We start from the raw sequence: 12246 nt of genomic DNA, 5'->3' as shown, positions 1-12246 counted from the left end.
TAAAAGCCTTACTTACTATAATTTTTCTGTAATTTTAATTAATGAAAAAGCTCATTCTGAGATATCATTTCTTTGTTGTAGGATGCCTTAGTTTCGTGCTGCAGTCATGCAATACAAAATTCAGGGTCTGGGTAGGCACCGGCGGACAGCAGAAAATATATAATTTAAAATACGGGGAGCATAAAAGGCAGAAAATGGACGTTTTCCTTCCGTTGGATTATGCACAAGATGTACCTGTAGTACTTATTGTACATGGCGGTGCCTGGACTCTGGGAAAAAAGGAACACATGATCCAGGTGCAGAAAATGCTTTTTGAACATAAGATTCCGAGCATCAATATGAATTACAGGCTTGTTTCAAAGCGTAAAAATATCACTTACAAGCAGCAGCTGGAGGATATTGGCGCTGCCATTGAAAAGTTTAATTCCCTGGCTGAAAAAGCAGAGCTTCAACCCAATAATTATATTCTGCTTGGGGAAAGTGCCGGCGGTCATCTTGCCCTACTCTACGGATACAAACATCCTGAACAGATCAAAAAAATTATTTCAATGAGCGGTCCGACGGATTTTTACAGCCCGGAATACCTGAAATCATTTTATTCAAAATATACTTCTCCAACCTTCCAGAAAGTGGTAGGAACAAAATTTGACCGGAAACATATATCTGAAGCATTTAGAGAAGCGAGTCCGATTGCCAATATATCCAACGTTCCCACATTATTGTTTCAAGGGAATAATGACTTTCTGGTGAATCAGCATCAGGGACTATCCATGGATTCTGTGCTTACCGAACAGAATGTACCCCATAAACTTGTTTTTATGAAAAGAACAGGTCATGCCCCGAGGTTTTTCAGCAAAATAAAAAGAGACAGCATTATCTATCCGAATATTCTGGAATGGATAAAAAAATAACCTGCCGGAAAGACAGATTATCTATATTGTTTTATATTTTTTATTCAGGATCTTTGTCTTCGTATTTAGAGAAGTCTTCTTTCTTCCCAAAAACAAATTTGATGATTACCGGAAGTGTTGTTACTAACACGATGATGATGATAATCAGTTCCAGCTTCTCTTTTAAATTGATTCCGAACTGCTCCTGGAAAAGCTTGTCCAGATAATGTCCGGCAAAGATGAGGATGAATGACCAAAGAACTGCGCCGATAATATTATCTCTTAAAAATTCTTTTTTGTCCATTTTCACAATACCCGCAACAATTGGAGTAAAGGTTCTTACCACCGGTAAAAATCTGGCCATAATGATCGCCAGTGCTCCGTGCTTTTCAAAAAAGTCATGGGCCTGATAAAGGTATTTCTTCTTAAACAGCATGGTATCCTGCTTTTTATATAAAGCGGGACCTGTTTTCACTCCAAAATAATATCCAACCTCATTCCCAATAATAGCGGCAAGTGCTACACAGGAAGCCAGAATAGTCGTATCTAAAAAGTCGCTCCCAGTGGAGCCAAAAGTCTCTTTGATAATTTCAACAGCGTAAATTCCTGACACAAACAGTAATGAATCTCCGGGCAGGAAAAATCCTACAAAAAGACCTGTTTCAGCAAAAACAATAAATAAAATAAGCCAGAACCCACCCATTTTGATATAAAACTCGGGGTTCAGTAAATCTCTCCAGCTATTGAAATCTTCCATATATAACGATTAACAACAAAAGTAAGCGTAAAAAGTCTTAAACAAAAATTAATTATAAGATTTTAACTAAAATAAGGACATGATATTTTACAAGTCCACATCATCGTCTGAAACAGCGGTACCATCGGCCATGAGGTAAGCTTTCAGGAATGGCGTAAGATTTCCGTTCATGACGGAATCCACGTCTGAAGTTTCGTGACCGGAACGAACATCTTTCACCAGTTTATACGGATGCATCACGTAGTTTCTGATCTGGCTTCCCCATTCTATTTTCATTTTATTGGCCTCTATCTCGTTTCTTGCTTTCATACGCGCCTCAAGCTCCATTTCATAAAGTCTTGAACGAAGGAGCTGCATGGCTTTTTCTTTGTTCTGAAGCTGGGAACGCGACTCTGAGTTTTCAATAATAATTCCGGTTGGTGCGTGGCGAAGACGTACGGCAGTTTCTACCTTGTTGACGTTCTGTCCCCCGGCTCCGGAAGACCTCATCGTTTCAAATGAAATATCGGCAGGATTAATGTTAATTTCAATGGTATCGTCCACTAAAGGGTAAACATATACTGAAACGAAACTGGTATGGCGTTTTGCATTGCTGTCGAAAGGGGAAATCCTTACCAGCCTGTGTACCCCGTTCTCACCTTTCAGATATCCGAAGGCATATTCACCATCAATTTCCAGTGTAACGGTTTTTACTCCGGCTACCTCACCTTCCTGATAGTTAAGCTCACGGATTTTATAGCCTTGTTTTTCTGCCCACATGGTATACATTCTCATCAGCATCGAAGCCCAGTCGCAACTTTCCGTACCTCCGGCTCCTGCAGTAATCTGAAGAACAGCGGAAAGCTCATCTCCTTCATTGGAAAGCATATTTTTGAATTCCAGGTCTTCTATTTTTTCTACAAGCTGTGGAAATGTTTCATCCAGCTCTTTTTCAGAGTCCGGATCTTCTTTGGCAAATTCTGCAAGAACCTGCAGGTCCTCAAACTGGGTACTGATCTCTTCATAATCTTCTACCCATCTTTTTTTGGAACGGAGCTGCTTCAGAAATACTTCAGCTTCTTTTGGATTGTCCCAAAATTCGGGTGCAGCGGTTTTTTCATCATCATTCGCTATTTCTATCTTCTTTTTTTCGATCTGAAGGTATTTATATAAGTCGCCAATTCTGGACTGAACTTCTTTTATCTGGTCGTTGTTGATCACGAATTTGTTATTTTATGCAAAAATACGGAATTCTTTTGTGAGTTGGAATGGGTTTGAGAGTTCTAGTGTGGGAGAATTCTTAGGTATGAGTTTGATATGTAAGACATGTTGCTTAATATTATTGGATTAATATCATTTATTTAATTTACAATTCATCCATTGACCATTCACTTAGGTAAAACTCACCATTGGCAACCTCCCATCTTCTATCAAATCATTTCAGCCACCATCTCCCCTATTTCCGGAGCCAAAGCCACTCCCATTCCTGAAAGCCTTACGGCACAGAACTGCCTTTCTGAAAGCTGTTTTACAATCGGTATTTTTTCTGAACCCATAGCCATTATTCCTGACCAGCGGAGCGCAATCTTAAAGTCTTGCCCTGGTAAAATAACTTCTTTTAAAAAGTTTTCTAAATGTTTCTGTAGAAATTCTGTGGTTTCAAAAACGGTTGTTTCTTCGGTTTTAAAATCCTGATTTCTTCCGCCGCCTAAGAGAACCCTGTTTCCAAGGTTTCTGAAATAATAAAATCCTTCGTCATAATGGAATGTCCCTCTGAGCTTTAATCCATCAATTGGCTCGGTTAAAAGAATCTGTCCCCGTGCCGGGATAATTTCTTCTTTTTCAAGAAACTTTGCACTGAAAGCATTCGTACAGTAAATAATCTGATCCGACTTTACAGAAAGATTTTCCGAAAGACATATCTCGATTTCTCCTGTATTCTCATCAATGTTTTTCACTTCTGTTCCAAACAGGAATTCGACTTTCAGTTCATTACATTTTTCTAAAAGCTTCTGCAATAATTTTCCGGAATGCAAACTTCCTTCACAGGGATTTTCTACCAAAAACTTAGATTTCCCAAGACCGAATTCTTCGATCTTCTTCTGGTTAAGAAAATAGGTTTTTTCGAGACCGGTTATCTCTTTCAGCTTTTTATTGACCGTATCTAATTGTTGTAAAGATTCATCATTATTTAGAATTTCATAGCCTCCATTGAGCTCAAAATCTATTTCGCTGTCCTTAAAATATTTTCTGATCTTCTGGAGCCCTTCAAACCTCATCTTAACAAGAGCAAGTGTTTTTTCCCAGCCCATGTTGCCGGAATCGGCAATGACTTCCGTTAAACTTCCAAAGCAGGCAAAACCTGCGTTTCTAGTTGAAGCTCCGAGCGGAACGGTATTTCTTTCAATAATTAAAACAGATTTTTCAGGATATTTTTCCTTGATAGATATAGCAGTCCAAAGCCCGGAAAATCCTGATCCGATGATGACGATATCTCTTTTTCTGTAAAAGGTTTCCAGTTCCCAGATGCTGTTCATTTTTTGTACAATGTAAAATGTATGTATGTTAATTAAGGATCCGAACCAAGAGTCAAGAGCCAAGAGCCAAGATATCGGATTTCAAATTTCAGATTAAAGATTTCCATCCTCAAACGTTATCGCATTCAAGCTCTCTTACTCTAAAACTCTCCCACACTAGAACTCTCAAACCCGAATCCCGCATTACCCTTTTTCAGGATCATGTCCCTCTTCACCATTATGCTGAAAACCGATTGCTCTTCTTGGCTCTTCAACGGCTTTATAAGTATCCAGCTCTTTTTTCAGAGCCTGAATCCTGAATTTAAATTCGTCGAAATTATTGATTACAGCATCTGCCAGGAATCTTGCGACCTGATCCAGATACTCCCCAGTCAGCTTTCCGGCAGCATCTCTCAGCGCTGCTTCCAAAAGTTTCTGATCGATCTTAAGATTTTCATTTTTGGTCTGCTGATATCGGTTTTTAAGACGTTTCTTCAGACTCTGCGTAAAATCAATGAGCATTGTATTGCTGAATGCCTTCATTTTAGATGAAATCTCATGCCAGAACGGAACTTTATCGGCTTTGTTATTTTTAAGAATTTTATACAAAAGAGAATCTTCTTCAAGCTCTCTGGTCATCGCATACAGAATAATCTCTGAACGCTCTGAAGCATTGGGAGGGAATATAGGAATCATCACATCAAATCTTCCCGGAGCGAGAATTTCTTCGTCAATCTCCGAAACAGAATTGGCGGACCCCACCATCAACAGCTCTTCTTTTTCAAATTTCCCGATATAATGCAGGATTAATTCCTGGGTTTCCAGATTACAGGAAGCAAGGTTTGTTTCCGCTTTTCTCTCCATCATAATCTCATCAAAATCGTCAAGAAAAAGCAGAACTTTTTCTTCTTTCATCATGGTGAGCAGAAAATCATTGAAGTTGGTTTTATTTCCGTCTATGAAAGAGGTTCCCAAATAATGTTTTTTGACTTCTTTAAATTGATATCCGATAATCTCGGAGATTTTGGTCGCCCAGAATATTTTCCCACTGCCGGGAGGCCCGTACAGAATAATGCCTGCCGGTTTGTGAATGCCCCAATCTTTGATCTGCTGAGGATTTAAGAATGGTTCTAAAACAGCCGATATATAAAAGAATAAGTCTCTGTATCCGATAAAATCTCTATGTTGAAGAGTCGTTTTTTGCCCGAAATAATCATAGACAAACTGATAATTTCCACCCAATTTATTATCTATACCATAACTTGAGATTGAGGAACGGAAAAAGCCGTTATCAAAAATATTGGGATTTCCTTCTTTAATAGCTTCTTCGATCTTTTCTTTGGGCTGATTGATCACCTCAGCGATTTGCTCCAGGGTTTTATTTTTGTCCAGATCTTTTTCATAAAGCTTTAAAAAGTCCAGGTTTTCACGGGCAAACTTTTCGAAATCTTTCTTTACTTCAAAGTTTGTACTTATGCATACACCCAGCTCAAGATCAAAATCCTGGATAAACTGTTTGATGGCTTCTGCTGAAACATTAAGCTCCTTAGCTAACTCAATTAACTTCATAAACTACCGATTAATTCTATCAAATTTAATATTTTAATCTTAAAATCTACGGGAAAATATATTAAAGTTTAACATAAACCCACCCTGGTCTTATGAAGAAGAAAAACAGGAAAGCAAGAGCCTTTTACTTAACCGTAACTTTTTTAACCATATCGTTTACAGCTTTTTCTATGATCTTCGGCTGGTCCTGATTAATATAATGCCCACTTTTTGGTACAATGATCTGTTTACTGTCGGTAGATAAATTCAGCAAATCTTTCTGCATTTTATCCCACGCTTGAAGCATTTCGTTTTTTAATTTCTGATCTTTAATAAAGGTATTATATCTTGTCTTATCACCTGCTGTAATTACACACAAAGGAATTGAGCCAAAAGAATTGATGGCAGCAGCTTCAGCTTTAATAGATTTCATATGGTCCTGCTCTTCCAGGGTAGCATCAGCACTTTTGTAAAGCAGCGCAGGCATCACAGAGTTTTGGAATTTATACTCAGTCGTGGCCGGAAACATATTTTCAAACATAAGTCTTGCCATACCAAAAGTATTTGCAAACTGGAGAAATCCTCCCGGAAGCCCTTGATTTACCATTTTATGCATTTCAGGTGACAGGTATTTTTCATCTGCCGGATATTGGCTGTCTACCAATATCACTCCTGCTACATCCGCCGGATATTTTTGTACGAAGAACCGGGTAAGCATTCCCCCGAAGGAATGTCCGACAAGGATATAGGGCTTCGGGGCTTTTGATTTTTCGAGAAGCGTATGAAGTTCTTCTGCCATTTTTTCGCCTGTTTTAGGGTTTGTTCCCCGCTCACTCCACAGAATCCCGGATCTGTCATAAGAAAATGTAGTATAGGTTTTCGGAAGATTTTTCTGGATATGATACCACTGCAGATGACCCGCTGGATCGAAAGCTGTTTCGAAAACGACTGTAGGTCCGCCCTTTCCTTCCTGTAAATAGTGTATTTTATGGTTTTCAACTTCTGCAAACTGGCCATCCGGCTGGATTTTTTCAGCTATTGAACGGGATATTTTTTCAAAAATAAATCCGGTAATTAGTAATAGGATGACGATTAAAAGCAAGGCCATTAACAGTCTTTTTATCCATTTCATAATATTCATAGTTTGTTTTTTTTGTTGTGATAGTTTCCTCAATAGGTCTGTACTCCATAAAAATAGTTACATCTATAAAACAATAAGACCGTGAATCTTGTTACAGTGAGTTTTGGTATTTGGCAAAAATATTATCTAAAAAAACAATAACGCTGTAACAATCCCTTAATTACATAGACTACTACTATGTAAAACAAATTACATGGAAAAAATTTTATCAGTAAAGAATTTAACCAAGAAATTCAAGAGAACTGTTGTCAACAATATCTCTTTTGATGTAGAAAGAGGAAATGTCTATGGTTTATTAGGACCAAACGGAAGCGGAAAATCAACGACATTCGGAATGCTGTTATCTACGATCAATCCAACCAGCGGAGATTGGTATTGGTTTGGGCAGAAAGGAACGGATCCGGATACCTTGAAAAAGATTGGAGCTATTATAGAACAGCCTAATTTTTATCCGTATCTGGATGCTGAAACGAATCTGAAGATCGTCGCTGAAATCAAAGGAACTCCTCATACAAGAATTGATGAAGTCCTGAAAACTGTTGGTCTTTTGGAAAGGAAAAAAGATGCTTTCAAAACATATTCTTTGGGGATGAAGCAACGTCTGTCCATAGCATCAGCCATGCTGAATAATCCGGAGGTGATGATTCTTGACGAACCTACCAACGGACTGGACCCTGAAGGAATTATCCAGATCAGAGATATCATCAGCGAAATTGCCAAGCAGGGTATCACTATTATCATTGCCAGTCATCTTCTGGACGAAATTGAAAAGATCTGCAGCCACGTTATTGTTTTGAAGGAAGGAAATTCCATCTATTGCGGACGGGTGGATGAAATAACGGCTAATAACGGATATTTTGAGCTAAAGGCGGACAACAATACACTTCTTTTAAATGCCCTGGAGGAGCTTCAGTGGTTCAGTGCTGTAAAAGCAGACGGTGACATTATCAAGGCTCAGATTCGAGATGACGCCTCTATATCTGCCTCAACTTTAAATCAGAAGCTTGCCGAAAAAGGGATTTATCTTTCTCATTTAACGAAGAAAAAACTGTCTCTGGAGTCTCAATTCCTTGAACTTGTAAAAAACACGAATACCCATGCTTAAACTATTAAAATTAGAATATTATAAAAACCTGAATTACAAACCGTTCAGGGTTTTCACAATCTTATATTTCGCCATTCTCATCGCTCTTCTTTTCATCGGGCTGGTGGATCTGAATGTTTTCGGAGGAACTGTTAATTTAAAAGAACAGGGCATTTATAATTTCCCGGAGATCTGGAATTTCACCACCTGGATTGTCGCTTTGCTAAAGATTTTTCTTGGATTAATTATTGTTTTTTCAATCTCCCAGGAATTTACCAACAGAATGTTTAAGCAAAATACGATCGACGGACTGAGCAGAAAGGAATTTATAAGTTCAAAGCTTTTAACAATTACCATCTTTACAACAGTTTCCACATTGATTGTGTTTATCATTACTATGTTTTTGGGACACCAGTATTCCAAGGTTACTGATGCTTCAAAAATTTATGCAGAGGTTTACTATATCGGAAATTATTTTGTAAAGCTGTTTACATTCTTCTCTTTCCTGATGTTCCTTTCTGTATTACTGAGAAAATCTATGTTTGTATTCCTGGGTTTCTTCGCATATTGGGTTGCTGAAAAGATTTTAGCAGGTTTGGAAGCTTACCAGAAACTAACAGGAATGCAGGGCGAACAGAGGAAAGCTGTGTTGGAAAATGATTTTTTCATCACCAGCATGTTACCCTTGGAAAGCATGTCAAATCTGATTCCTAATCCTTTGATGCGTTTGAATATGCTGAAAGTTATGGGTGTAAAATACGATGCTCATTATCCTACGGAAAGTATGATTGCCTGCATCATCTGGTCTGTGATCTTTATTGGGGGTTCTTACTGGATTCTGAGAAAGAGGGATTGGTAGACATTTGAGATTAAAAGATTAAATAATGAAGTGGTCCTTTGGATCACTTTTTATTTGGATAGTGTTAAAAAGTCAAGGGTAATCATCCAGATAATCAATTTTTTATTATTTTTATCAAAAGGACGAAAATGAAAAAGATTTATTATTTTCCGGGACTGATCAGCGCCATTATTATTCCGCTGCTGTTCTGGTATTATGGCAACCGGAAGTTTGAGGAAGTGAATTTTACTGCTATGGATATCTGGCTTCCTGCAAAAACAAAAGCTGGAGAGAAGCCATCCTTTTTAAGTTTTGAACCTTATAGAAACTGGAGTTATAAAAAAATAAAGGTAGCTCCAAATCAAGCAAAGAAAAACACAAAGCTTTACGTTGCTGAAATTAAGAATTTGCAGAAGAGAAATGAGAAAAATTCAGGTATTGAATTTATTCTTGATGACCGCAACACCTATAATGATCTGGTTGCCTTACTTAATGATGTAAAACTTGCGGGACAATTCAGCTACACTCTGGATGTGGAAAAAACATGGCACTTTTTTGTTACCCATCATTATGTTGGTTCGAATATTCAGATACTGGATGATTCTTCATTTACCCGATGTGGTACAGGACTTTTTGCTAGTTACCAACCGAACAATGCATGGCTAAAAGAATTTCAAACATTTGAATCGCAGCTTATTCAACTTCCCAAACAATCGTTTTATCTCCTATTCGGATTTTTATTTCTGGTGAACATGTCGATGCTAAGCATTAAAGAGAGGTTTCAAGCTCATTTCTAGGTATTCAAATATCTGCGCTATCAGCGAGAGAACTTTTGCATTTGATCTAAATAAAAAAGACCGCCTTTAAGCGGTCTGTCTTCATATTACTTTTTATCCAGCAGAGAGATATAATCTCCGTAGCCTTTTTTCTCCATGTCAGCTTTAGGAATAAACTTCAGCGAAGCACTGTTGATACAGTATCTAAGACCTCCTTTATCTGCAGGACCGTCTGTGAAAACGTGTCCAAGGTGAGCGTCTCCTGTTTTACTTCTTACTTCCACCCTTACCATTCCGGCAGATTTGTCCATTTTCTCATCGATCAGTTTTTTGGTAATCGGTTTTGAAAAACTTGGCCATCCGCAACCGGATTCAAACTTATCTGTTGAAATAAACAGGGGTTCTCCTGTGGTGATATCTACATAAATACCTTCACGGGTTTCGTCCCAGTATTCATTCTGGAAAGGTCTTTCCGTTGCATTTTCCTGAGTTACTTTATACTGTTCTTCAGTCAGCTTTTCTTTCAATGCTTTTTTATCCTGCTTTTGGTATTTTGCTTTGGGAAGCGGGTTGGCGTTTTTAGCCATTTCAAAAAGGCCCGGTTCAATGTGGCAATAACCTCCCGGATTTTTGCCGAGATAATCCTGATGATAATCTTCCGCTTTATAGAAGTTTTTCAACGGAATTGTTTCTACTACAACCGGCTTGCTGAAATTCTTAGATAATTTCGTAACTTCTTCTTTTACAATAGCCTCTGTATCTTTATCTGTAAAATAAATCCCTGTTCTGTACTGATCTCCCCTATCATTTCCCTGTTGGTTTAAACTTGTCGGATCAATTGTTTTAAAATACAAATCAATCAGCAGCCTAAGATCAACCTGTTCAGGATCATATTTCACTTTTACCGTTTCAGCAAAACCTGTTGTATGACTTACCACCTGCTCATACGTCGGATTTTTAACATTTCCGTTTGCGTAGCCAACTTCAGTTGCTACAACGCCACGAATTTGTTGAAAAAAGTGCTCTGTTCCCCAGAAACATCCGCCTGCAAAATAAACTTCTTTTACATTTTTATTATCCATAATGGTCTCATTTTCTCTTTTAGTTTCAGTGGATTTCATTTTTTTTGAATCTCCACAACTCATTGCAAATACTCCTATTCCCAGAATCATTCCGAGTAATATTAATATATTTTTCATTTTTATCTTTTTATTTGTATTCATTTTTTTTGAAATATCATTAATCCAAATCCTAAAAGCATTAGATCTTTCAGAATAAAAAAATCTGTGACAGGAACTCCATCCACTATTTTCCAGATTCCGGGAGTGGTAAACAGATAGCTCAGTGTTACAAGAAATGTCATAATCATCCCGCCTCCGGCATACTTTCTTAGAGATGCAAATTTCACACTAAATATCAGTAATAAAGCAATGATAATTTCTATCACTCCGATAGCATTTGACACCATCTGGATGCCTGCTATTTTATATACGAAAAAAGTAAGGAAATGGTTTTCGACCAGAGGTTTAATGGCAGCAGCTTCTGTGGGTGTGAATTTAAATACGCCAATCCAGAGTAAAATAAACGCGGCACCAAAAAGCGAAATATAATATCCTGTTTTGTACGTCGGCGATTCTACGTTAAGTTGTAATGTTCCGTTCATGTCTTTAAGATTTTGAATGATCCTTTATTATTGTCAAAAGTATAGTCGGAAACATTTCAAAATCCTGACAGTATTTCTTCTAAAGATTTAATTTTTCTAAAACTTTATTTTTAACACCCTGAATATCAGAATCATTAATTTCAGTATTTTCTTTTTGAGACAGTTTACGTTTTAAAATATCATCCAAAATTTTAAGTTTCTCTTCATAAGCTCTGCACCATTTACAGATCTTTATGTGCATGGAAAGCTGCCAGTCTTCCTTTTGGGAGATCGCTTTGGCATTCCTTTTTTCCATCAGCATTGTGGCTTTGCTGCATGGCAGGAACAGAATATGAATAAATTTTCTCAACATTTTATGATATGGTTATAAGTTGGCAAACCAGTTGACCTCAAGGCACTCCCTCAGCTGCATTCTGCTTCTCTGAAGAATCTTCCATAGATTGGTCGCAGAAATCTGCAATTCCTGACTCACTTCCGGTGCTTTTTTTTCCTGAAGATAATACATTTTCATCGGAATCTTCCATCTGGCGGGCAAATCCTCAATGCAATCTTCCAGCGTTTTATTGAAATCATTATTATCTAAAAGCTCCGGCTCTTTATCCGAAACATTCCAGTCATTCAAAACACTGTCATTCTTCCAGGAACCTGTTTCATCAAAAAAATGATCCAGCCTGATCTCCGGTTCTGATTTATATTTTTTACGGTAAAAATCGGCAGCTTTTCTGTTTAAAATAGCCGTCAGCCAGGTTAGCGGCTGGCTTTTTTCTTCAAAAGAGTCATAAGACGAATAGGCCGCTAAAAACACATCCTGTACCAGATCCTCTGCTTCCACTTTATCTGAAAGCAGATAAGCTGCTCTTTTCAGAAGAGGCCCGGAATACTGTTCTACCCAGCTTTTCAGCACTTCATTTTTCGTCATTTTTTATTCTTTAATATCATAAAAACTCATTTTATCAATTGCGCAGAACATTATATATTGAACTTCGAAATCATAAAAATCTATCAAGGCTTTATTTAATATTAAAACGAATATAAAAAGTTAAATGATAATATA

At 37.6% G+C, this 12246-nt stretch carries 13 protein-coding genes; 4 read left to right on the top strand and 9 right to left on the bottom strand.

The features are described from left to right. Positions 1–41: 41 nt before the first annotated feature. Entirely contained in the window at positions 42–911 is an 870-nt protein-coding gene (locus tag LC418_RS07765; protein ID WP_223558663.1) for an alpha/beta hydrolase, read from the top strand. A 40-nt stretch (positions 912–951) separates the two neighbouring features. Here the strand turns inward: LC418_RS07765 and LC418_RS07760 are convergent, their stop codons facing one another. The 5 genes from LC418_RS07760 to LC418_RS07740 form a co-directional block, all read right to left on the bottom strand. After that, the gene (locus tag LC418_RS07760) at positions 952–1647 is read right to left on the bottom strand and encodes a DedA family protein (protein ID WP_111956203.1); all 696 of its coding nucleotides are present in this window, start codon (positions 1645–1647) and stop codon (positions 952–954) included. 87 nt (positions 1648–1734) lie between these two features. Continuing rightward, positions 1735–2847 carry a peptide chain release factor 2 gene (gene prfB, locus LC418_RS07755; protein ID WP_223558662.1) on the bottom strand — a complete coding sequence of 371 codons (1113 nt, stop codon included), beginning with the start codon at positions 2845–2847 and terminating at the stop codon, positions 1735–1737. 209 nt (positions 2848–3056) lie between these two features. Further along, positions 3057–4163 carry an NAD(P)/FAD-dependent oxidoreductase gene (locus LC418_RS07750; RefSeq protein WP_223558661.1) on the bottom strand — a complete coding sequence of 369 codons (1107 nt, stop codon included), beginning with the start codon at positions 4161–4163 and terminating at the stop codon, positions 3057–3059. Between the two features lie 183 nt (positions 4164–4346). Then, the gene (locus LC418_RS07745) at positions 4347–5711 is read right to left on the bottom strand and encodes an AAA family ATPase (RefSeq protein ID WP_111956196.1); all 1365 of its coding nucleotides are present in this window, start codon (positions 5709–5711) and stop codon (positions 4347–4349) included. Positions 5712–5835: 124 nt separating this feature from the next. Continuing rightward, complete coding sequence (locus tag LC418_RS07740; RefSeq protein WP_223558660.1) at positions 5836–6822, bottom strand: alpha/beta fold hydrolase; 987 nt, start codon at positions 6820–6822, stop codon at positions 5836–5838. A gap of 202 nt (positions 6823–7024) precedes the next feature. Here LC418_RS07740 and LC418_RS07735 point away from each other — a divergent pair, with 202 nt between their 5' ends. From LC418_RS07735 to LC418_RS07725, 3 genes are all read left to right on the top strand, one after another. Further along, the gene (locus tag LC418_RS07735; RefSeq protein WP_223558659.1) at positions 7025–7936 is read left to right on the top strand and encodes an ABC transporter ATP-binding protein; all 912 of its coding nucleotides are present in this window, start codon (positions 7025–7027) and stop codon (positions 7934–7936) included. Next, a complete protein-coding gene (locus LC418_RS07730) occupies positions 7929–8774 on the top strand; it encodes an ABC transporter permease (RefSeq protein ID WP_223558658.1) in 846 nt (281 codons plus the stop codon). Before LC418_RS07735 ends, LC418_RS07730 begins: the two co-directional genes overlap by 8 nt. 128 nt (positions 8775–8902) lie before the next feature. After that, positions 8903–9550, top strand: a complete 648-nt coding sequence (locus LC418_RS07725) for a hypothetical protein (RefSeq protein ID WP_223558657.1) — start codon at positions 8903–8905, stop codon at positions 9548–9550. Positions 9551–9636: 86 nt separating this feature from the next. On the opposite strand, the gene msrB is transcribed toward LC418_RS07725, so the two are convergent. From msrB to LC418_RS07705, 4 genes are all read right to left on the bottom strand, one after another. Beyond that, positions 9637–10728, bottom strand: a complete 1092-nt coding sequence (msrB, locus tag LC418_RS07720) for a peptide-methionine (R)-S-oxide reductase MsrB (RefSeq protein ID WP_223558656.1) — start codon at positions 10726–10728, stop codon at positions 9637–9639. A gap of 20 nt (positions 10729–10748) precedes the next feature. Then, complete coding sequence (locus tag LC418_RS07715; RefSeq protein WP_223558655.1) at positions 10749–11192, bottom strand: DUF417 family protein; 444 nt, start codon at positions 11190–11192, stop codon at positions 10749–10751. Positions 11193–11271: 79 nt separating this feature from the next. Beyond that, the gene (locus LC418_RS07710) at positions 11272–11544 is read right to left on the bottom strand and encodes a hypothetical protein (protein ID WP_223558654.1); all 273 of its coding nucleotides are present in this window, start codon (positions 11542–11544) and stop codon (positions 11272–11274) included. Positions 11545–11556: 12 nt separating this feature from the next. Beyond that, positions 11557–12111 (bottom strand): sigma-70 family RNA polymerase sigma factor, encoded by a 555-nt coding sequence (locus LC418_RS07705; protein ID WP_223558653.1) that lies wholly within the window; start codon positions 12109–12111, stop codon positions 11557–11559. Between the last annotated feature and the right edge of the window lie 135 nt (positions 12112–12246).

This window comes from Chryseobacterium lathyri (genome assembly GCF_019970085.1).
GTDB classification, from domain to species: Bacteria; Bacteroidota; Bacteroidia; order Flavobacteriales; family Weeksellaceae; genus Chryseobacterium; species Chryseobacterium lathyri.
This window is presented reverse-complemented; position numbering and strand designations above follow the sequence as displayed.